Here is a 23617-nt window from a genome sequence, read left to right on the forward strand (position 1 = left end):
AAAGAATTATTAATTAAAGGAGAATAATACTATGAGAAAGTGGAATTCAAGTCCTCATCCCATTTCAGATTTAAAAGACTGGAATGAGCTACATCGCCTTGAAATAAATCCTGAATTCCAAAGAGGATCAGTATGGTCTGATGCAGCAAAAATCATGCTGATAGACTCAATTTTAAATGAAATCCCAATGCCGAAAATATTGGTCTCAAAAAAAATCATTTTAGGGAGCACCCATAGAATAATTATAGATGGGCAACAAAGGACAAAAACTATTTTGTCATTTATAAATAATGAGTTTAAGTTAAAGGCCCCTTATCAAGGAGAGAGAACTGGGAAATATTTCGAAGACTTTTCACAACAAGAACAAGAACAGTTTCTTTCCTATCAAATTGACTTTAACGAATCACAAGGGTTAACAGATCAAGAATTACGAGATGTTTATTCGCGCCTAAATAAATACACCTTTGCACTCAATAAACAAGAGCTTAGAAGAGCCGACTTCCCAGGTGATTTTTTAACTTTATCTCAAGATTTAGCTAATATTGAGGATTTTGAAGATTTCAGATTATTCACTGCAGCTAACAAAAGAAGACTCAATGATGTTGAATATATATCAGAAATATTATCTGCCTTTATAGAAGGCCCGCAAGATAAGAAAAACAACCTGGATAATTTCTACCTAGAATACACTACCTGGCCTGATAAAGAGTTATTCGAAGGTAGACTATTAAACTCAATTAGACAAATTAATTATATTTTTGACGAGACATTTCCTCTAGCCAAAACACGATTTAAGCAAAAGTCTGATTTTTATTCATTAATTATTGCTATCGATAAATTCTTGACACAAGGTTATGAAATAAACCCTGCTCGATTAGAGTCAGTGAGAAGTGATTTAAAAATAGTTGATAGGAATGTATCTCCAAGCTCCGATGTTAATTTCTTTAATCTATATGCAGAAAAATGTTTGGCATCTGCCAATACTTTAGCAAGCAGAAATTGGAGAATCGACTTTATCTCATTAATCTTAAAACCTTTATTTAAAGATGAAAAGTTGAGCGACAATCATTATAAAGTTTTAGTAAGTATTTTTTCGGAACTACCGCAAGCAGATCACAACTTTTCTGAAGCAAAGTGTGATAAATGTGGTGAAGAACACTCGGAAGAAAAAGGTAACTTGTATATGACATGGGGAAAAGATAAAGAGCCCGGGTTATCTAATTTCTACTGGTCACATATAGGATGCCTTGGAGATAACATAAATTATATAAATGATGAAAATTTATATGAAATACCTGAAAACCTGAAAGATTTATCTAAATTGGTGTAGGAAAATATGGACATTACCCTTAAACATAAGTTTGATAGAAAGGAATACATAATTGACAGTAAATTCTCATGTGACGGCATTCCTTATGAAGTAGGTGACTTTTTGAATTTCGGTGGAAACGCTCTTGTTCATGAATGTTCAAGTAGTCGTTCATCAGATGAATTAGCAATCAAATTTCAAATAAAAACTCACGGTAATCGAGCTGAAAGATTTAAACAAGAGATGGATATACACAAGCGTATAAACCATACACACTTAGTACGTTTTGTTGGTTCTGGTAGTATACGTGCAAAACTAAATAAGAAAGCAGGACGTTCTCAGTTTACTAATATTCAATATGTTATCATGGATAAGTGCGATCAAAACCTGCAAGAATATATAAAAGATGGGAATTTAAGCATTCCTTATTCAGAATATATAGGACAGTTCAGAGGTTTAATTTCAGGGCTTGCTGAATTACATAAAGTAGCTATACACAGAGATATAAAGCCCACCAATATTCTGATTAAGGATGGTGTTTGGAAATTAAGTGATTTTGGTTTATGTGCTTACCTAAACCCAGAGGAAAGAAATGACTTTACACCAGACGAGGAGAAGATAGGCCCCGCAAATTGGATGTCACCAGAAAGTAATAGTAAGTTTGCCGGCTATAATACAGAGATCACAAGCCACTCAGATGTATTTCAGCTAGCCTCAATTTTTTGGATGATAATAAATCAAAAACACCCCACTGGAATTTTATCGAAAGATGACTGGATTGGTCCTGACAATTTATACCAATTATTATTCGATGCTCTACAACATTGTCCAACAAGGCGCCCATTGGATGGAGCTCTGTTTTATGAAAAGATAGTGGAAGCTATCGAGAAACCGATAGCTTTATAACTATCGGTTTTTAAGTTACTACACTGTTAAATAATTCTCAAAACTTCACTTCTTCTTCCTGGCATATAAAGCTCTATTTCATTACTTGCATAGAGCTTTAAATAAGAATACAAGTTTGCCTGGAGATCTTTAACTTCTTGTCGGTAAGGCGCGGGGTCATCTGCTAATGCATCATGCAACAACCTTGATAATTGCCCAAAACCTAAGTCACGGTCTGATTGGTTCTCAGTAATTTGTTTTTTTAGCCAGCAGTATGCTTTTGTTTGCTTGAACAACGTTGACGCTAATGCAAAATCGTTTTTAGTATTCTCAATTTGAGCAAAGGGTAATGAAGGATTGAGTTGATATTCATTCAAACTAACGCCTGGTTTACCTAACGGGAAGTCAGATACAAACAGTTCTGTTGTTTGTGGTAGTATATCTTCAGGCCATATAGCAGGTAACTCAGTTTCATCCGCCGTATCAAATTGCTCTATAAACGTCTGCATTTTATCAAGCGTATTTATAGTTAACTCAGTTGCTGATTCAACAATTTTATTAATGAATGCTTTAGATTGTTCGCAGGCATTAACTCTGCTACACGACTCTAAATTGCCATTATTCACTAACGCTAAACCTTTACCCGTTAAATTAGCGCTGCCATTAAAAATAGTATCGTGATTAACTTGATAAATTTTTGCGTGCAGATTTATGAGTGCTTTGACTTTGTAGCCATTGTTAATGCAATCACGAAGTGCATTTAAGTCACTTGCACCCTTTGCAAAATCAATTGGCGAGAAACGGCCTATCAATTCCACTTTAGGTTGGTTTTTATAAATTAACTGACTCAACCAGCGTGTCGCCGGCTGGGTCATAAAAGCAGATATGATAGTCAAATCATTACAACTAGGTAGTATACCCTCTAGCTGAACTGTGAGCTCTGAACTTGAGATTAAGCTCGTCATTAAAAGTCATCCAACTCGTCATCCTCTGGGCCTTGAAGAAACTCACTAATAACTAAGCCCCACTCTCGTCTAATGGTATTTAAATAGGCTAAACGTCGCTCATCTGTGGTTTCGTTCATCACGCGAGCAAAACCAGCAATTGTGGTTTGCATAATTTCGAGTTCATCACCATCAAGCTTACTTACAAGCTTTTGATAAAAAACGTGGTTGGTATTAAATAATACAAGTGTTAGACCTTTACTTGTTGATACGTCAAAGAATGCTTCTGAATCTCGTGCTACATCTTCAATTAAAAACCGATTTCCTGTAAGGATGAGGCGCTCTGCTTTTTCTTCGGCTTCTTCTTTGCTCATGCCACCCGCTTTTGTAAGGTGATCAACAACATCTTCTTTATTTAGCTCTTTAGTTGGTTCATCGCTTGTTTTATGGCCGTGAGTTTCACGATGAGCAGAACCTTGTGTTGCTTTAGATGCAGCACCTTCAGACACTGTTTTAGGCTCTTCCCCTTTATCTGCTTTTCCTTCTACATTTATTGTATCCAAGGCTTTCGTTAATGCTGATACATGCTTTTTAATTACTGCCACGACTTTAAGTACTTGAAGTAATGAATCAGAGTTTTCTTCCAAATCTCTTAAGTACTCTTGTTCTGAATCAAAACCAGCTTGAGTAAAAATGGTTTTCATTTCATACGGGATTAAACGAATTGCATCTTGTTTGTTATTCGTTACGCCAAAAACAGCATCAAGCGTTGGCGGGAAGGATAATTCAATACCAATAAAACGTCCTTTACTCTCTCTTAAAGCAGAAGTTAAGAATGAATCTCTTAAAACTAGCTCTCTATTGGCTCGAACAATTGAAACACCAACATTTTTGCTACAATGCTTACCCCAAGTTGTACCACCTAATTTACCAATAGTGTCCTTTAAGATACGATTTGATATATTCTTTTTGACCATTGAGGTAGTAACAGTCACATCATCTCGTTTAGGGTCACCGTTTTCATCAATATATTCAACAGAAATGACTTCCTCGTCCATCTTTTCAAAGAAAGCTTCATTTTTATAACTACCAGGTAATTCTGGTAGTGAGGTATTCTTTTTAAGATACATAGGGTCATTAGCTTTAAAAGTTTCTTTATCGTAAACATCAAGCCTGTCATCTGCAGATTTACGATAAGTTATGCTTTCTATTTTGATGTTGTCGTCACTAATGAAGTTACGATACATTCTTCCGACAAGATGTTCGCAGTGACGATAAATAGATTTGCCCGTTTTCCAGCTTAAACGATCGAGCTTAGACCAAATAATTAAAGTGCCGGATTCTGGTTTTTTAGTAAAAAATGCTTTTTCGTACTTAGCTGGTATTGCTTTTGCTGTGGGTATAGGTACTTCTTCAAGCGCACCACTTTTCATTTCATCAACATCTAAGTAAGTATGATGAGGTTCCCCACCTGCTTGCCAGCTCCATACATCAACACGTTTACACTGAGAGATAGAAGAGTTTGGTAATCCCATACCAAATTTCCCCATACCGCCTGTATCTTTACGGTGCGTACCGCCACCAAATTGCATAGCAACTCGGAGTGTATCGTTATCCATACCCACACCATTATCCCAAAGGGAGATTTCTGATACGGTATAATTTTTACGGGCTTGTTGTTGCTCTTCTATAAAACCAACTTCTACACGAGTAGCCGTTGCTTGCAAGCTATTATCGATAAGTTCAGCTAAAGCGTATGCAGTATTGTTGTAACCATTATCTCTTAACGACTCTATAACAGTCTCAGCACTTAAAAATCTATTACTCATTATTTTATATCCTTTTCTGCCCACATATCATTCCAATAACCAAATGCGAGGCTAATACTTTGAAACTCAGGTATGTTATCCATAACTGTATAAATATTACATTCACTGTTACCGCCGCTTTTATAGCCTCTCATTGCACGACCCGCCATTTGCAAGTACTGTACTAAGGAGTTCATTGGTTTAGCTATTACGGTAACGTTAGTTTTAGGTGCATCAAACCCCGCTGTTAATACATTAAAATTAACAAGAACTTGTAGCTCACCATTTTTATATTGCGCTATTTTGGCTCTTCGGCTTTCTGCTGTATCATTTTTACTATCAATCGATGCTGCTTTTATACCTTGGTAGGCGAGTGCTGTAGCTAAATTAATACCATGCTCTACAGTGCAGGCAAAAACAATAATTTGTGATCCAAGTTTACACTCATCAATAATAGTGTTGAGGATCTTGCGGTTACGCTCTATGTTATTTGCTAAAGTTGTCATTGTTTCAACACCGCCTGCATCTCTTAATTCATATGCAGCAATACCTGAATGATCATAATTTAATGATTTAAAATTGGCTTTAGCTAAATAACCCTTTTCAACCAAGTAATCTATCGGAGATAGGTAGCCTGAAATTTGCATTGATATTTTATTATTGTAAAAAAAGTTAGCTAAACGAGCATCTTCTTCCGATAGCCCATCCTCAGAGTAGCTTCTTCCCGGCGTTGCTGTTAAGCCAATCAAGTCGGCATGAAATGCCTTATCGTCGATGAAGTCTTGAACAACTTCTTGAAATTTTGGTGCAACAGCTTTGTGGGCCTCATCAAAAATAACTAATGTTACTTTTTCAGCAAGCTTGCTATATAAAAGTTGTAATTGTCTTGAGTCACTTTTTCGCAAACTTAAGAATTTATGTAAGCCAGCAACTACAAAGCCTGAATCAATACCACTCAAACTTTCAGTGGAACTTGAGTAAAATCCATAAAGGGAAGTAGGACGATTACCAAGAGATTGCCATGCTTTTGAAAATTCAGTGTAGGCTTGCGAGCAAAGTTCTTCTCTGTCAGCAAGCCAAAGAACCAAATTATTTTCAGATTGCCTTAAATGTTCGGCAGCTATATTCATTGCGGTGCGTGTTTTACCTGCCCCTGTAGGCAGATGAATTAATACTCGTTTTTTATCCTGTTCAAGCTTGGCAAATACTTGTTTACTAATGCTTTGCTGATAAGGATAAAGGCCATAGTTTGGTTCAATACACGTAATACTTTGTAATTCATTATTTTGTTCTAACTGACTTTCATACAGTGCCGTTAGCCCTAATAAACTAGCAAACTTTTCAGGGTTATCTCTAGCCCAACTAATAACTGCATCATAATGACTAGTGGTAACTTGTTTTGATTTAATTTTAAAATTAGGAAATAACGCTACCAACTGCTCAGCTGATAAACGCTCAATTAATTTATTACGTAACTTTAAGTCAAAAATAAACTCAACTTGTTTAACGTTCGCGACAGCTTTTGCTAATTTATGATTGTTATAATTATAAGAAGCCCTTTCATTAACTTCATTATTATTAACTTCCAAGGATAAAGCGAAATTTATCGATGACTTTGGCAATAAGCTTAGCAATTCATCCTCAGAAAAGTTGGATAAAACTTGTACAAGCATATATATTCCTTCAACAAAAAATTTAGCTCCCTCTAACTCGTTATTAGTTCAAAAGTCTAAAATTTAGCTTGATTCATTATCTTTATGAGAAAAACAGTACAATAAACTATAAATATCTACAAGTCGTTAGTTTAAATTACGAGACTGTATATATTTACAGCCTTTTGACTTTTAATTGCGTTGAACCCTTTCTCTTCTTCTAATTTCACGTTAACATCACCCTTGGACAAACTCTCCAGGAGCAGCAATAGCAATGAAAGCTAAATTTACCGGTCACGACACTTTTCCTTTACGGTATGGATGGTTATATAAAGCAGTTAACCATTTGAATTCCGGTGGTAAATTACAAACAAGTAAAGAAGATGAAACTCAACAAGCAATAATAAAGCTTGGTGTGGGTAAGAATATGGTTAATGCAATTCGTTACTGGGCAGAAGCTAGTAGTCTCCTTTCAATTACACGAGAACAGTCTAACATTAATTATTTTGCATCAGAAAATGGTAATTATTTATTTTCTGATTCAGGTAAAGACCCTTATTTAGAATACTCTGGTTCTATTTGGTTAATACATTTTTGGTTATGCTTTAATCAAAACGAAATGACTGCGTATCGTTATTTTTTTAATTATTCTAATGTACAGCATTTTGAAAAAACTAAACTAGTCGTTGATTGTGCTGAGTCGGCTAGAAGATTAGTGACGAACGAGATCGGCAATGAAAGCACGCTGAAGAAAGATATTGACTGTTTTTTAAATACTTATTGTAAAAAATTTAAAAGCTCTGCTGCTAAGAAGAAATTAAAAATAGATGAAGATCATTTTACATCTCCGTTATCTGAGTTAAATCTTATAAAAGATAATGGTGGTGGCTTTTATGTTAGTGATTTGATTGAGCGTCCTGAATTACCGGTTGAAATATTTATTTATGCATTAATCAAATTTACAAAATCAGAAAATGCAGAGTCAAATACAAACAGTGTAGATTTTGAATCATTACTAACTAAGCCTTATTCTCCGGGTAGAATTTTTAGATTATCTGAAAGTGGTTTGGGTCAAAAATTAGATGAAGCTTATGAGTTTTCGAATGGTGATATCTCCTGGATTGACTCATTAGGCCTTAGGCAAGTAAAAATTGAAACAACTGCTTTAAATTTTCCTGACAACTTTTTAGATCAATATTACGGTAATATTCAAGATGACTAGCCTACCTATTAATATTAATCAACGCTATAAAAGCTCCACAAGAATTGACGGAGAACTAGTTGATTATAAAAGCTTTATTGATGATTTTATCTTACATGGCACTGCTGTAAATGCGCTTGATACCTTAAGCCGTGATTTTGCAGGAAGTGAACAAAGAGCATATACACTTACAGGGCCCTATGGCTCAGGTAAATCAACTGTTGCACTTTATTTAGCTAGTCTCTTATCTTCAAACAAACAAGAACGCGCCTACGCAACTAAAAAACTTGCAAGAGCAAACGGCTTACTTGATGACCTTACTACACGTTTTAATGTTCAAAAAGGTTGGAAAGTCGTTAAGCATGTTTGTGGATTAGAAGCGCCTGCAAATTCAATTTTAATTAGTTTGTATACAGCTTATGACATTGAATTTGACCTAAACGAAGTTAAGATTTTAAATGACGAACAATGTCTTAAAGAAATTAAACTAACCTTAGCTAAAGCGTCTAAAGCTGATGGGGTGTTATTTCTTCTTGATGAAATGGGTAAAGCTTTAGATTTTCAATCTAGAGCTAATAAAGATTTACATTTATTTCAAGCGTTGGCTGATATAGCACAACAAGCTAAAACCTCAGTTGTTTTAATTGGTTTCTTACACCAATCATTTTCAGATTACGCCAAAAACAAAGATGTAAAAGCTCAAAAAGAATGGGCAAAAGTTCAAGGTAGATATCGTGATTTAAATTTTAACCCATCAATTGATGAGTCATTAATTTTAGTTGGTGATTCAATATCCAAAACACCAGAAATAACTAAAGAGCTAAAAGGTAATCATGCAAAATTAGTTAAAAATGTTGCTGTTTCGTTTGAAAAACAGGCACGGAACTATGACGCATTATTAAATACGTTACCATTGGATCCCTTAGTGAGCTTATTGCTTGGCCCAATATCTAGAAGACGATTCTCACAAAATGAACGTAGTTTATTTGGTTTTTTAGCATCCCATGAAAAGTTAGCCCTTAGGGAGTTTTTAGCAAACAATTACTCTAAAGGTTTTACTCAAGTTTCTTTATATAAACCTGAAATGTTGTGGGACTACCTTCACTTTAATTTACATCACTTAATTACTACTTCTAGCGATAGTAAAGCTTGGTTAGAAGGTTGTGATGCCATTTATAGAGCAACCCAAAAAGGCTCTGAATTACATATTTCAATAACCAAAATTATCGCTTTATTAACGATTTTTGGTTTTCATCATCATCTACACGCTAAGCGCAGTTTCATTCAAACTTATTTTGAAGCAAGAGGTGATTTATCTGCTGAAATAAAACAAGCAATAGCAGATTTAGAAAGCTGGACAGTTGTAATTTATAGACAGAAACATGACGCTTTATTTATTTTTCAAGGCAGCGATATTGATATCCATAACATGGTTTTGGAAAGAATTGAGTCTGTTAGCCAAGGTGTAGACTGGACAAATGTTTGTGATATATCTCAAAATATTTTAGCAACAACACATTATCATAAAACGGGAACGATGAGATGGGCCAATACTAAGTTGGTTAGTAAAGTAGACTCATCTTTAATTGAATTAATAGATGTAGAGCCATTAACGGGTGATGCTTTTCTACAGTTTTTGCTGCCTGCCAATAAAACAATTGCTGAAGAACTTAAAAAACTATGTGCTACCGCCCCTTACATCACTATTGGTAATGTATTTTCGTTAAGTAATTTGAAAGCAGTTGCTATTGAATATGTGGCCTTATCACAAATAGAAAAAGAAGAAGAAAAAATAAACCATGATTTGATTGCTAAAAATGAATTAGCTAATCGAATCAAATTAGCTCAGAACGGTATTGAGAAAGAGTTAGAATTAGCATTTAACAATGCAAAGTGGAAATACCTAGGTAAAAGCTTAGAGCATGCACCTCTTTCAGTTGTTGCTTCTAAAGTAGCAGATAAAATATTTTATTCTGCACCGTCCGTCATTAATGAATTAGTTAATAGATCAAAACCGTCAGGCAGCGCTAACAGCGCTATTCGTAAATTAATGCATGCTATGTTAGATAATGGCGATAAAGAAGATTTAGGCTTTGATAGTAACTCTTTTCCTCCTGAGAAAGGGATTTATTTATCTTGTATAAAAAGCAAAGGTTGGCACTGTAAAACAGATGAAGGATTTGTTTTTCCTAGGGAATGGAGTGCTGAAGCAATAAAAGCAAACCCTAAAATGCATGAACTGTGGGAAGATGGCGTTAACTTTATTCAATCTAGTGATGCAATGGTAACACTAGACGCACTTTATAATAGATGGATGAGAGCCCCCTTTGGTTTAACAGCAGGTTTATGCCGTTTATACGGATTAGCTTTACTTAAGTCTTTAGAAGGCCAAGTTGCTTTTTATGATTTAGATTCAACTAAGCAGTTTATATTTATACCTGAACTTGATGAAGAATTAATTACTAAAATTTATAAACACCCTACTGAAGCAGGTGTACGCTATTTCGAAATTTCAGAAATACAAACTCATTTATTAGGCACTTTAGCTAAAGCAACTATTGGTGATACTAAATCAGGCGATGCCGTATTAAGTATTGCTAAACATATTGTTAAAATTGTTCATACACTTCCTGCTTGGGTGAAAAAAACGAGTGGTGAAAACTTTATAAAAGGAAAAAATGTAAATGGATTAACAAAGTCTGCAAGAGACTTTCGTAATAAAGTTATTGCTGCCAATGATCCATATAAATTAATTCTTGATGATTTACCTGATATATTTGAATTAAAAAGTGATGATGAAAATTTAGATGAAAAATTGAGTCATCGCTTAAAAACTGCAATTGAAGATTTATCTGCTCAACACAGCATGCTTTTATCTGGTTTTAAACAAATAATTTTAAGTAGTTTATCCGCTGATTTTGATGATAGTTTAAAAGCACGTTGTCAGTTAATTGTAAATATAGCCCAAAGGCCAAATGTTAAAGAACTTGCTTCGAGGTTAATTAAATATATCGATGGTAAAGGTTCATTTGAGCTTGTTATTAATCTTGCTACGGGTGTACCAGAACGTAATTGGACGGATAAACACTTACGAGGTGGTTTAGATGAGTTACAAAATTTATGTACCCAATTCTTAAGAATTGAATCATTTGGCAAAAGTGATACAAACAATGTAACTCAAACACTTTCTTTTATGACAAAAGATAAAAATGGTAACCATAAATCATTTGAAGGGTTTACTAAGTTTGGATTGGAAGACGATTCAGATGTAAAATCTGCAATAACTACGGTTAAGTCATCTATTGATAATATGACTAAAGAGAAACAGTTAGCTGCATTAACAAGCTTACTTTCTTCATTGATGGAACAATCAGAATTGGAAGCGAGAAATGTGTAAAAAAATAAAACATGTTTTAGGGTTGTCGGGTGGAAAAGACAGTAGTGCTTTAGCGTTATACGTTAAAGAAACTCAACCTGAACTTGATATTGAATACTTTTTCACCGATACAGGTTATGAATTACCCGAAACAAATGAGTTTATAGATCAACTAGAAGAAAAGCTTGGTTATATACACAGACTAAATGCTCGTTCTCTTAATAATATTGAAGGGAGAGGCGAAAAAGATTTTTCTAATTTACTCAAAGAGCATGGAAATTATTTACCATCACAGCGTGATCGCTGGTGTACGGTACAAATGAAGCTTAAACCTTTTGAAAAATGGGTGGATGGTTTTATTAATGAAGGTTATGAGGTTTATAACTATGTTGGTATACGTGCTGACGAACCTGAACGTTCAGGCTTTATGGTTATTGAAAAACCAATTACTTCAATCTTCCCCTTTAGGGAAGGTGGAATAGTAAGAAGTGATATAGAGAACATTCTTCAACGTAATGGACTAGAATTGCCTGCATATTATCAATGGCGCTCTCGCTCTGGTTGTACTTTCTGTTTTTATCAAAGAAAAATAGAATGGTTAAAGTTAATGGAGAAACATCCAAAATTGTACGAAGAAGCTAAGCAATTTGAAAAAGGTGACGAAACCAATACCACTGTAGGTGAAAAATTTTATTGGATGGGGCAAGGAGAACCTTTAAGCACATTGGAAGATCCTGTTGTACAACAAAAAATAAGAGATAACCATGAAAAACAAGTTGCTCGATTTAATAAGAAAAAGCGTCGTAATGCCCTTCTTGGTGATATTGAAGGTTATTGTGAGTTCGGAGAACTTGATGATATTTATGATGAAGCAGAAGGCGGTGGAGCCTGTGTAACTTGTTATAAATAAAGTTTTTTACAGCTAATTTTCTCATAAAAAAAATAAGCGACTATTTAGTCGCTTTTTTTATAGCGTCTACTAACTGATCAATATCAGATAAATTAATATCTAACGGAAAGCTTAAACGTAGTGTTTTATCCGCTTGCTCCCTTGATAACCCTATTGCAGTTAAAACATGTGAGGCTTCAATTTCTTTTGACGAACAAGCTGAACCTTGTGCAAGACAAAACTCTGTTTCATATTCACGTATCAATAGGCTAGTGTTAGTTTCTGGTAACGTTATAGAAACGCAACTAGGGAGATTATTACCATCACCGTTTACTATAAATGATACTTTAGACTTTGTTAGCAAATCTAATAAATAATCTTTAGCATTGATTAATGTAAATTTTTGATAATAATTGGGAAATGTTTTTATTGCTTGCCCGAAGCCGATAATAAGAGGAGCTGCAACAGTTCCGCCTCTCAATCCGTCTTCTTGCCCTGCTCCATGGATAACAGGCATTAAGCTTCGTTTACGTAAATCTCTAATATAAACTGCACCGATACCTTTTGGCCCGCCTATTTTATGCGCTGAAAATGACATCACGTCAACATTTAGTTCATCTACATCAATCTCGACTTTTTGAAAACTCTGTGCGGCATCGCTATGAAATAAAATTCCCGCATCAAAACAAACCTGCCCAATTTCTGCAATGGGGTTTATAGTTCCAAGCTCATTATTTACATGCATAACTGAAACTAATGCTGTATCTGCTCTAACCACATTTTTTATTGCGTCTAGGGCAACGATTCCATTTTTATTTGGCTTAACATAAGTAACTTCATACCCTAAAGATTTTAAATATTCACAAATCGCGAACACACATTTATGTTCTATTTGTGTAGTCACTATATGCTTTTTATCAGGTGAAACAGTACTTCCTAACAACAAACTCTTAAAAGCAATATTATTTGATTCAGTTGCTCCACTAGTAAAAACAATTTCACTTGGGTAAGCACCTATTTCATCAGCTAGTTGTTCTCGAACTCTATTAATTTCATTATTCACTTGATCGCCTAATATGTGACTAGAAGCGGAGTTCGCGTAACACTTATCGAAAGCGTCTGATAGGACTAATTCGACCTCAGGAAGGGTAGGGTAAGAGGCTGCGGTATCAAAATAAATCATCAGTAAATGTATACTTCTTCGTTTAGAGAAAACTAGTTTATTATAAGTTATTTATTACTTTTTTGTAGCTAGAAGTAATAGTTAAATTTTCAACATCTCAAAGTGTTGTTATGTTTAAGGTGAAAGATTCCAAATAACTTTATCCTCTACAACCTGAATAAAACCATTAGCTGTAAAGCCATCAGGATATAAAGTAAAGTTAGGTTCTCCCTGTAATTCTTGATCTTCTACAAACCTTTCCATTTCAAATAACAGCTGACTATCATCCCTTAGTGCAATAAGAATTTCTTCAAGTGATACTTTTAAGTAGCCGGAAAAAAACTCGTGGTCAAGCTCAATCGAAGTATCAACAATCCAACCAGTTATTATGGGGTTTACATCACCGGTACCAAAGCCAAGTGACAATTTAAATTGATCATCGGTCAATAACGCTTGTTCAACCGCAGTAACTTTTCGGCTAATTTGCTGGCCAGCTTTTCTAAGCGTTCTGGTTTTATGAAACCAAGCATCATTTTTAGTACTACGTAAAAAAGTAGATTTAACTTCAAGCACAAAAACATGCCCTTCTAAGGCACAAATTATGTCTATTTCGCCGGGGTCATAATCAGGTGTTTTGGGCGGAAGATAATTTAGTAAAACGTTAAAGTTCCGCATTTTGAAATTCTCAGCCAGCCGTAATTCAATAGCTGCAGTTTCACTTCGCGCTTGTGTTCTATTAGCACCAATACGCCTAAGGTTATTTAACGCTGCAGTTGAATTGTTCTGAAATGCCACCATCCAGGGGAATTGAAATATATGTTTGCCAAATTTTAATATCGGGCGTTCATAAAGCTCTGGTATTATTACCAATGGTGAATTTTCACTTTGTGATTTCTTTGCTGTAGCTTTTAAATCATGGGTCCAAAAATCAATTATTGCTTCTGCTGCTTTTTGGTTACCATAAGGAAAGCTTTTATTAACTGTCCAAGCTTTAATTCTCGCCACTTTATCTTTTTTAGATGACCATATGATTGGGAAGCGGTTTTCACCTTGTTGCATGCCTTCAAAGGCTAAGCGGCTGATTGCTGCTAACCAGCTTTTTTCTTCAAGCAAATACTGTTGGTAGGGAGCAACAAAGTCTTTATTAAAAAATGCTGACATTAGGTTCAAAGACAATAATGCTTCATATAAATCTACGCGTAGACCTGTATCTGCAGTTAAATATTCATTTAAACCGTAAACCTCAACTAACCGTAACTGATTTGAAAAAGTTTTAATAATACTTAATTGATTCGCTTCATGGTTTTCTTTAGAGCCAATTTGTTGTTCAGCCAAACCGGAAGCTATAAGTTCATCAACTCCTCTATTAAACCAATAACCATCTAGAAGCTTTAATTTATGACCATTGCTTTGCCATGCGAGTTTAACTGATACATCAACATCTTTAATGACAGCTATGCCCTTCTCAATTTTAAATGCGATGCTATCATCAAAACAAAACGCATCAACTGATTGTGAAATAAAGCTATTGAGCGCAATCTGCTTTATTATCAATTCAGATATTTGTTGGTAAATTTGTGTATTAATTTTTTGTTCTGGAGAGGGAAATAAAAAAGGAATAAGGTGCTCATTGACTGTTTCAAGTATACGGCTTTCTGTTAAATCAAAACTTTTGATATCACTATTTTCTAGTTTCCAAGCCAATATGTATTTAAATGCTGACCAAGCCTCTTCCATATCAATATTGACAGGTGAATCACCGTCATTGCCATTATCGCCCCCAAGTAAATATTCAAACGCAAACAGACTGATATAAATTAAACACGTTAATGGTGTTAAAGAAGTTAACTCTTTTTGGGTTTGTTCTAAATCACTTAACAGTCTTTCATGCTCTTTGTGCATCAGCCTGATGATAGCGATTAATTCATCCAATTCGTTAGCATCACCTTCAGCTAATTGTTGCAATTCTTGCCACTTGTTGGAAATGGGCTTAAGTACTAGCGCTGAATAACGAACGGCATCTTTAACAGATACAGGGGATTCTGAGGAAATAACTTGAAGCAAGGAAAAGTTACTAACCGGTTCCTGACGGAAGTACCGAGTTAGTGCTAAAACAAAAGACTCTGAACTATATACGTCCAATGGGATAAGCTGACAAAAGTTACTATGCCAAAATAATTGATGCCTCTCTTCCGGCGACACCTTCTTTTTTTTCGAGCCGTAAGGTTTATTATCAAGGTAAGCATCTATGACTATTTGAGCTGCTTCAGATTTTGATTTATCACTGGCAAGACAATTTGTGAATTTTTTATCGTAGTAGTTTTGATTATCCATAATCTACTTCTTGTCCTATTAGGCTGTTCTTTGAATTGTAAGTTTTAAGTTGAATTTTATGTCACTAAATCAGGCCAGTATATTTTTGAGTTATCTAGTCCATTTCTGAATCACCTAGCCCTGTATCCTATAATTTTTCTGTTATTAATTAAAACATAAATACAAAAAATAAAGGGCGTCACCCCTCCATTATTTAAATCTCCAGCTCAACAAAGTCCTTATCAATGTTGTCCTGGGTTATCCCTATATATCTCAACGTTACCCCTTCTGAGGCATGACGCAGCATCTTCATTACCCTGCCAATATCTTTGGTCTGTTTATATAAATGATATCCCCTAGTCTTACGCATCGAATGAGTACCTAGCTTAAGCTTTAGCTCTTCACCCACCAAGGCAAACGCTTTGGTTACTGAGCGCCTTGATAATGGCTTTGGTATTGCATTAATAGCCTGTTGGTTTCGGTACGATTGAAACAAGTAAATATGCATTGGGTGCTCCTGTTGAATTCTCCTTATATATTTAATCACTTTACTATTTAATTTGATGTTGGCTTGTTTGCCTGTTTTTGATTCTTTAATTACTAATCGGTCATCTTGAATGTCACTAAATTTTATTGACAACAAATCAGATATTCGTAATGCTAGGTTCAAGCCTATGTTCCAAATATCAGACATTTGCTTACTGCATCTAATTTCCAATAAGTGACTGATTAGCTTAATAGAATCAACCTCTTTAACCGCTTCAACTTCAGCCATATTCAGCTTCCTCTTTTGTTGTATTACGTGGAATTGAGCCCCTCATAGAGCTATTTGGTGTGGAGCCCTTGATACACAAGGAGTAGCAAGTTCTCGTTTTCCCTAATTGAGAACCTGACCCCTTATGTAAATTGATGGGTTTAATCAACACTAATGCTTACTTGGTAACAATCCATCGAGTAATACTCAACAAAGTTATCAATAAACAAATTAAGTAACTCCTTAGCACTTTTGTTTTGTAGCCAACCGCAAAACAAACTGAATACTTGCTTAGTAATAAAACAGATATCAATTTCTTTGATCAGTTCAGGAAAGGGAGAACCTTGAAAGGAAAAATCCGTTATGTAAGCGATTTGCCATAATTCGCTTTTCTTTTCTAATCGTATTTCGACTGGGTGATAGCCTCCTGATTCGGCGGAATAGCCTTGGTCTCTAAAATTAAGCGTTATTGAATTAGCCGTATTTTCTGGCGTAGTTATCTCTGCAAGCTCAGTATTAATAAGTTGAAATAGTTTTTCAGGCACGGCAAAGCCCTGCACTTTGTTAAAGTTCAGTTTCATGGTGATTATCTCTTTAAAGTTTTAAGCCTTTGTATCTATGGCTTTGAAAAGTTTATTAATTAGTTTTAATGGTCTGCTATAACAGTCCACGTTCTGCGAATGATGTTGCACTGTCGCCAACAACAATATGATCAAGCACTTGAACATCGATAAGTGCTAAAGCTTCCTTTAGGCGCTTAGTAATAGCAATGTCTGCTTGCGAAGGCTCCGTTTCACCGGATGGGTGGTTATGTGCAAATATGACAGCCGCCCCATTTTCATTAAGCACTGCTTTTACAACTTCCCTTGGATACACGCTAGCAGCGTTTATTGTTCCGAAAAATAATTCGGAATACTCGATTAGCTGATGTTTGTTATTAAGAATCATAATAGCGAATACTTCTCGTTCGTATTTACTTAGTTTAAACTTGAGAAAATCGATAGTGGCTTGACTACTAGTAAAGGCATCGCTGGTGAGGTGCTTATTTGCCAATATCTCTGCCGCCTTTTCCAATACTTGGTCAGCCGTCATTGGTTGGTGTGTTATGTAGTGTATTGATTGTTCATGATGCATCACGTTGCTCCTATTAATAATTAAGGTGGTCATCGTGAAAAATAATGTAGGTTTGAAATAAATTGGGATTGATAAAAACAAGCTTACATACGTAGGCTATACCCCACTGGACGTCCTCGGACTTTTTTTTACATTCAGCTTTCATTGTTTGAGTGAATACTGCTCGCGAAATTCAACAAGGATAAACAATGAATACAAGATTAATTAGATTTAACGAAATGCAAAGAACGTCAAGGTTGCGTGAAACTCGATATACAGGTTTTATGAAGGAATACGATGCGGAGGTGGTTTATGATTTTTACAGATAAGTTTACTGGTGACAAAAATGAAATTTTCAATAAGTCAAAGTTTAAAGAATTCAGTTTACCTGATAATGCAAAATACACTACACGTTCTTTAGAGTTAGTTTACCAGATGTACTGCAAATGGCTCAATACTAGACATGGTTTCTATTTGCACCAGATGAAACTCTCCATCGATGACAGCCTTGAAAAATGCAGTGATTCACTTCTTGATTACTTATTTCATAGAGTTCAGGGAGATATTGAAAATAGAAATACCGGCTCTGATAAATCAATAAGTTTGATATCGCAGACCTATCGTAAAGGTACCAAAACAATCCATGAAGGCTTTTTTTTAATGCCAATGACAGAGGTTGAAATGACTGAAAGTCCAAGAGGTGATAAATCTGAGCACCCTAAAAGTGTGCATAGAATTTTTTCCCGTATCCTAACTCAATTTCACAATAACGATTTTACCGAAGCGCTTGATTTAGATGACGATGCATTAGATTTGCATTTTATGTACTCAAATTTAGGTGAAGGTTTTGGGGCTATATATAAAGACTCTAGTTTTGAGATGCATGAGCAGGGATTTAATACACTTTGTGAATTTGCTGAACTCCCCAAAGAAAAATCAAATATTGAGTCAATTTTATTCCAAACGCGGCATGGCTACAACCCTGCCCATAGCTATTTTTGCACTTCTATATTTGAGCCATTTTTCTTTCATATCTAATAAATTGAGTCATTGGCGCTGTGTTTATAAGCCAGTACCGTTCAATAGTGACACTAGGTTAATTCCTAGTGTCACTATAACTCTTACTATCTGCCCGTTTACAAAAATACATGAGTAACTGCTCTGCGTAGTTGAAACAAGCTCAATAATTAATGAACACTATATTGAAGTTGATGAAATCGAGTAAGTCCTTGCATGCTATGCGTCAAGGGGATATCTCAGGGTAATAAAACCCTGCACTACTTTTATCTATGAGCTGCGTTTTAAATATTTACAAACGAAGGAGGTAATATCATGACTACAAGATTAATACGCATGAAAGAGGTTATATCCAAAACAGGCTTAAGCCGTAGTCGCATATATCAATACATTGGAGAAGGAAAATTTCCCGCCAGCGTCTCACTGGGTGAGCGGTCGGTCTGTTGGGTGGAAAGCGAGGTCGACAAATGGATAGAAAATGTAATTGGCCAACGAGACAGCAAAATTCTTTACGGCTACTAGTCATTAGGACGTTACTGAGGGCTTCTGAATTAAGCCTGCAAAATAATACCGACCCGCCTCTTGTTTTGAATGAGACAAGAGGAATTCAAAATGGCATTAATGAGATTAAAGGAAGTTAAAGAATATACAGGGCTTGGCAGAAGCAGCATTTATAAATATATGAATGATGGGCTGTTTCCTAAATCTGTATCACTTGGTTGTCGTGCGACAGCTTGGATTGATACCGAAATCATTGAGTGGGTACAAGATAAAATAGACCAACGAGATGAAAGCGAGCAGCCATTACCTAATAAAGAAACTAAACCACTTTCCGAAACCGAAGTTATAGCTTGGATTAAGGATAGATTTAAAAAACATAGTTTAAGCGAGTCAATAGAATGGCTTATCAAAGTAATGCAATAGACTTTCATGAAACAGCATAAAAAACCTAACTTGACCGCATTGAAGTGGTCAAGTTAGGAAATATGCCCGTAACTATTTGATGTACAACTTGTCACTTGTGCGGGTAATGGCTGTATATAGCCACCTAATATATTGTTCACCTTTTTGCCTGCCTCGATAGGTATCCACAAAAACGTTTTTGAATTCACTTCCTTGCGAGCGGTGACACGTAATTGCATAACCAAAATTTAGGTGCAGAAAGTTTAAATACGGGTCAGCTAGCTTCGCTTCAATATAATCAGAATGACTTATTTTTTTATCAAAAAAATTTCTCTTTTTGAAGTCCACATATAAGGCTTTATTTTCCAAATTTGAAGGTCTTGGAGAAGACCTTTCTAGTAAATTCAACAGTGCTTTTCTTGTTACTAGATATGGCTCTCCAAAGCTATTTACAAACTCAACCTGTAACTCTACAAAACTTAAATCTACAACAACTGGCTTTAAACCGCCTTTAATTTTACCCATGACTTCGATAGACCTACATTCAACATTTGGAAGTACCTTTTTGATTTTTCCGAATTCACCATTAGAGATGAAGTTATCCCTATCTACCCTATAGTTGCATGTACAAACAACGGCTTCACCCACTTGAATGCTAGCTCTAGGCGAAAACAGCATTCCTCTTACATAATTGTTATATTTTCTTATTTGTTTATTTGTAAAGGCGATAATTATTGCTTCTTCGACACCCATTCCTTTTCCAGTTAACGCTTCAATATATGTTTTTAAAAAGTCATAGGTTGAAAGTCTAGATATATCTGCACTAGTAGTATCAATTTTAACCCCGTAAAAATCCCAATTAACAAGCGCCTCTCTTAATTTTTTTGCATTATCCATAACGCCACTTTTCCCTTTTTGTCGCACAACTTCAGTCAACTCATAACTTTGACACTTAAGGTTATACCTAGACTTTAAGAGCGCCTCGTCAAGTGCAGGCGAATAACTACTATTAACTGGAGGCAGTTGAGCTGAATCACCTATCATGATGATTTTTCGGTTTGTTCTGTTGGGATTGATGTGTTCGACTAAGTCATGCAGTAAATAACCCGAGCCAAACTCACAGCAGTCAGAATCACTAAAGCTGTCTGAAATCATAGAAGACTCATCAACAATATAAACAGTATCAAAATCATCATCATTTAAACTGACCTCGGATAATGTATGCGGAGGCTCTTGATGAATATCATCTACAATAAGTTTTTCTTCATCTGTACCTTCGCAAAACCGATAAATAGCACGGTGAATTGTATAAGCTGCACAACGAGTTTTTCTTGAGATTACATTAGCTGCTTTACCTGTGGGCGCAAGGATTAAAAAGGTTCTATTTATTTCCATTAGGTATCGAGTAACCCCTGACATTATATGGGTTTTACCTGTACCAGCATACCCTTTAAGTAAAAAAGTAGAGTCGGAACTTTTCTGTAAAAAAAACTGTAGTTGAGCTAATAACCCTTGCTGACCTTTGGTTAATTGCTCACCTGAAAAATATTTTAAAAGGCTCATTACTTTCTCCTGAAATGTTCATTCAAAAGAAACGACAAAGCAGTAAAATTAAACCTAAAAATTAAATCCCACCAATAAATAAACCTATATCACTTAAGCGACAGACAACCTAATTAGCTTAAGGAGCATATATGACAACCAAAATTCAATACAACATAAGAGCCCAGGCAATCGCCTGGGCTTATTATTTTTACGCCTACCAAATATTAGATTTGGTAAAAACTTCAAATTACTAAATCCAGTCGGCAAGTAATGCCGCCTCAATCAATAACATCCCACCTTATTTAACTTTCATCATAGCGTTGTCGGCTGCTCTCTAATCATAGCCATAGACTCGCTTTGTCATAAAAGGCAGTAAGTTATGGCAACAAAACCAAGCCTGAGTGACCACGTATCACTCCTTTTCGAGTTGTACAATCGTATACCTAGATTAGGCAGGATAACGGCAGTAGAGTTAAAGCAGCAGTTAACAGATATTGGCGTAGTACGTGACATTCGTACAATACAGAGAAATTTAGACATTATGGTTCAACACCTTAATGTTTATAAAGATACAAGTGACAGGCCTTATGGCTATCATAGAACAACCCTACCGATTAAAACATTCGGTTCAAGGGAGAGTATGCTTCTCCATCTCGCTGAAGGATGGCTAACCAGAAGCTTTCCTCTTGAATACAAAGCCATAATCAACTCAATTTTTACAGAAATACATCAAGTAAAAACACAATCAACTTCCATCCAAACGTCTGAGCTACAGCCATACTCAGACGTTCAAGTACAACCACTCATTAAAAATTACAGCACTAAGTTTAATGCGGTATTTGAGCAACTGACACGCGGCATCATACAACAACAAATCGTTAGCATTGTAATTGATGAAAATGAACTAAGGATTGAACCCTTAAGTTTGTGGATTCATGACAATGCGCTTTATGTTGTTTTTCGGTGTCCGGATAATGAATACCTACACATTGAAGTTGAGAAAATTAAAGACGCTAGCTTATCTACGTTTAACTTTAAATACCCTGAAGACTTCAATCTCAGTAAGTATCAAAACAAGCATACCTCAAAACCTAACTTAAATGGCAGCCCTACCACTTGGACTCACCTTGAGTCATTACGTTTTAACAAACCTTTAAATAATCAAGATAACAAATAACCTTCACCCTCATACATCTAAAAGGAACCCGTATGAAAAATTATACAAAAGTAATAACAGCAACCCTTATCAGTGCATCTCTTATAGCCTGTGGCGGCGGAGGTGATTCTAGTACAGAGCCTGTTTCAGTTAATCCACCAGCCCCTACGCCTGTAGAGTTAACTAAAATTAGTGGCATGGCAATCGATGGATATATCGTTGGTGCAACCATTTTCATGGATTTAAACTTCAACGGTATTCATGATGATGACGAACCATCAGCTAAAACAGTTGAACCTACTGAAGATAAAGACGGTAAGCTAGTTGGCTGGGTTATTGAAATCCCTGAAGTACATGAAGATTGTGGACAATACGTACCACTGATTACTCACGTACCCGTTGGCGCTATTGACCTCGATACACCTGACACGCCAATAGAAGAAGCATACGACCTAGTTATCCCACCGAGCTTTGCTCTTCGTACTGATGAAGATTTACTCAATGTAACCCCTTTAACTACTGTTATTTGGAACGCCGTTGAACAAGAGCTTTATGCTGGCGGCAATGAATTGTCTTGTGAATCAATCATTGAAAATCAGCAGTTACGGGAAGTCATTGAACAACGACTGATTGACCAAGAAATTCGAGTAGCTACTCGATATAACCTAACAGTTGATTCGCTTTACAGTGATTATATTGCTAACGGTAACTCAAGCTTACACGGTTTAGCGCGCTCATTAGTACCAGGACTTGCGAAATCTTATACTGAAACAGTTGAGCTCGAACAAGCCAATCCCAATGCCGATTATGTATTTGTTGAATACTACCTTGATGGAACCGAGCTAACACCTTTGTATATGTCTTGGTATCGCCGTGAGTACATCCTGCAAAGCAAAGGTGATTGGGATGAAAGCATTAATGCAATGCGTGGCGGTTTAAATCATATCGACGAGCTTCTTGAGCGCAGACAGCAACGCACAACTAAGGTCGGTAATATCGAAGCTGAAGTAGCATTAAGCCTTATAGATGGTTCATGTACCATTACAGAGTACTTCACTGAAATTAACGATGGCGTTGGATACGGGCTTGCTAATACCGCTTATGCTGAGAATGTAGATTGGAGCATGTGTGGAACGTTAGACCGTGTTGCATTAAATACTGGGCAATCATTTATCACAAAAACTTTCTACAGTGATAATGAAACAGTTAAAACAGAATCTAGCCATAGTTACAGCTCAGATAACCCTGCAATCTATACAGGACTAATTGGTATTTCTTTAGATGAACTAGCAAGCGACTGGTTAACTCATTCTGTATCACATATCTCATTAGACTTTTTTGATGATTACGGATATGACGCCGACGGATGGACTCGCATTGATAACCGCTATGCCTCTGAAAGCTTCTGGGAAGAAGACCAAGTTGTTCACATGCACAACTCTGATAACGAGTACACGGTTACGACTTACCGCCCTGACGGCACGCACAGCAAGCTATGTGGTACGTGGTCTGACGGCGAATCTAGTTTGGTCGACTGTACCGAATAAAACCTACTCAACTTAATACCAACGGGAGCTAACTGCTCCCTAT

19 protein-coding genes are annotated in these 23617 nt (G+C 35.8%); 10 read left to right on the forward strand and 9 right to left on the reverse strand.

Annotated elements, in window-relative coordinates; genetic code table 11:
* The first annotated feature begins 31 nt into the window (after positions 1-31).
* Positions 32-1330: a DUF262 domain-containing protein gene (locus AC27H3_RS01820; protein WP_487103244.1), complete on the forward strand. Its 1299-nt coding sequence runs from the start codon at positions 32-34 to the stop codon at positions 1328-1330.
* A 6-nt stretch (positions 1331-1336) separates the two neighbouring features.
* Entirely contained in the window at positions 1337-2215 is an 879-nt protein-coding gene (locus AC27H3_RS01825) for a protein kinase family protein (protein ID WP_487103246.1), read from the forward strand.
* Between the two features lie 26 nt (positions 2216-2241).
* Here AC27H3_RS01825 and AC27H3_RS01830 read toward each other — a convergent pair whose 3' ends face one another.
* The 3 genes from AC27H3_RS01830 to AC27H3_RS01840 form a co-directional block, all read right to left on the reverse strand.
* Positions 2242-3090 carry a phospholipase D-like domain-containing protein gene (locus tag AC27H3_RS01830; protein ID WP_487103248.1) on the reverse strand — a complete coding sequence of 283 codons (849 nt, stop codon included), beginning with the start codon at positions 3088-3090 and terminating at the stop codon, positions 2242-2244.
* Between the two features lie 68 nt (positions 3091-3158).
* Positions 3159-4967 carry an ATP-binding protein gene (locus AC27H3_RS01835; protein WP_487103250.1) on the reverse strand — a complete coding sequence of 603 codons (1809 nt, stop codon included), beginning with the start codon at positions 4965-4967 and terminating at the stop codon, positions 3159-3161.
* On the reverse strand, positions 4967-6619 hold the full coding sequence (locus AC27H3_RS01840; protein ID WP_487103252.1) for a DEAD/DEAH box helicase: 1653 nt from the start codon (positions 6617-6619) through the stop codon (positions 4967-4969). Before AC27H3_RS01840 ends, AC27H3_RS01835 begins: the two co-directional genes overlap by 1 nt.
* Positions 6620-6872: 253 nt before the next feature.
* On the opposite strand from AC27H3_RS01840, the gene AC27H3_RS01845 reads away from it, so the two are divergent.
* From AC27H3_RS01845 to AC27H3_RS01855, 3 genes are read left to right on the forward strand one after another with little or no spacing between them, the layout of a single operon-like run.
* Positions 6873-7820: a DUF4007 family protein gene (locus tag AC27H3_RS01845; RefSeq protein ID WP_487103253.1), complete on the forward strand. Its 948-nt coding sequence runs from the start codon at positions 6873-6875 to the stop codon at positions 7818-7820.
* Positions 7813-11196: a P-loop NTPase family protein gene (locus AC27H3_RS01850; protein ID WP_487103255.1), complete on the forward strand. Its 3384-nt coding sequence runs from the start codon at positions 7813-7815 to the stop codon at positions 11194-11196. Before AC27H3_RS01845 ends, AC27H3_RS01850 begins: the two co-directional genes overlap by 8 nt.
* A complete protein-coding gene (locus AC27H3_RS01855; RefSeq protein ID WP_487103257.1) occupies positions 11189-12085 on the forward strand; it encodes a phosphoadenosine phosphosulfate reductase family protein in 897 nt (298 codons plus the stop codon). Before AC27H3_RS01850 ends, AC27H3_RS01855 begins: the two co-directional genes overlap by 8 nt.
* A 40-nt stretch (positions 12086-12125) precedes the next feature.
* Here the strand turns inward: AC27H3_RS01855 and AC27H3_RS01860 are convergent, their stop codons facing one another.
* The 5 genes from AC27H3_RS01860 to radC all read right to left on the reverse strand — a co-directional run bounded on the left by AC27H3_RS01860 (position 12126) and on the right by radC (position 17427).
* Entirely contained in the window at positions 12126-13247 is a 1122-nt protein-coding gene (locus tag AC27H3_RS01860) for a cysteine desulfurase family protein (protein WP_487103259.1), read from the reverse strand.
* 114 nt (positions 13248-13361) lie between these two features.
* Entirely contained in the window at positions 13362-15560 is a 2199-nt protein-coding gene (locus tag AC27H3_RS01865) for an NERD domain-containing protein (protein WP_487103261.1), read from the reverse strand.
* 193 nt (positions 15561-15753) lie between these two features.
* A complete protein-coding gene (locus AC27H3_RS01870) occupies positions 15754-16314 on the reverse strand; it encodes a tyrosine-type recombinase/integrase (RefSeq protein WP_487103263.1) in 561 nt (186 codons plus the stop codon).
* Positions 16315-16454: 140 nt separating this feature from the next.
* Entirely contained in the window at positions 16455-16874 is a 420-nt protein-coding gene (locus AC27H3_RS01875) for a DUF2787 domain-containing protein (RefSeq protein ID WP_487103265.1), read from the reverse strand.
* 76 nt (positions 16875-16950) lie between these two features.
* Positions 16951-17427, reverse strand: coding sequence for a RadC family protein (gene radC / locus AC27H3_RS01880; RefSeq protein WP_487103267.1), 477 nt, complete (start codon positions 17425-17427; stop codon positions 16951-16953).
* 291 nt (positions 17428-17718) lie between these two features.
* Here radC and AC27H3_RS01885 point away from each other — a divergent pair, with 291 nt between their 5' ends.
* The 3 genes from AC27H3_RS01885 (at position 17719) to AC27H3_RS01895 (ending at position 19347) form a co-directional block, all read left to right on the forward strand.
* Entirely contained in the window at positions 17719-18444 is a 726-nt protein-coding gene (locus AC27H3_RS01885; RefSeq protein WP_487103269.1) for a hypothetical protein, read from the forward strand.
* Positions 18445-18759: 315 nt separating this feature from the next.
* Positions 18760-18945: an AlpA family transcriptional regulator gene (locus tag AC27H3_RS01890; protein ID WP_487103525.1), complete on the forward strand. Its 186-nt coding sequence runs from the start codon at positions 18760-18762 to the stop codon at positions 18943-18945.
* A gap of 90 nt (positions 18946-19035) precedes the next feature.
* A complete protein-coding gene (locus AC27H3_RS01895) occupies positions 19036-19347 on the forward strand; it encodes an AlpA family transcriptional regulator (RefSeq protein WP_487103271.1) in 312 nt (103 codons plus the stop codon).
* Positions 19348-19419: 72 nt separating this feature from the next.
* On the opposite strand, the gene AC27H3_RS01900 is transcribed toward AC27H3_RS01895, so the two are convergent.
* Complete coding sequence (locus AC27H3_RS01900; RefSeq protein WP_487103273.1) at positions 19420-20889, reverse strand: ATP-dependent DNA helicase; 1470 nt, start codon at positions 20887-20889, stop codon at positions 19420-19422.
* Between the two features lie 361 nt (positions 20890-21250).
* On the opposite strand from AC27H3_RS01900, the gene AC27H3_RS01905 reads away from it, so the two are divergent.
* Together AC27H3_RS01905 and AC27H3_RS01910 are read left to right on the forward strand one after the other, a co-directional pair.
* The gene (locus AC27H3_RS01905; RefSeq protein WP_487103275.1) at positions 21251-22048 is read left to right on the forward strand and encodes a helix-turn-helix transcriptional regulator; all 798 of its coding nucleotides are present in this window, start codon (positions 21251-21253) and stop codon (positions 22046-22048) included.
* A gap of 32 nt (positions 22049-22080) precedes the next feature.
* Positions 22081-23574, forward strand: coding sequence for a hypothetical protein (locus AC27H3_RS01910; protein WP_487103277.1), 1494 nt, complete (start codon positions 22081-22083; stop codon positions 23572-23574).
* Positions 23575-23617 lie beyond the last annotated feature (43 nt).

It is taken from the genome of Colwellia sp. NW0002-52-1 (assembly GCF_057550865.1).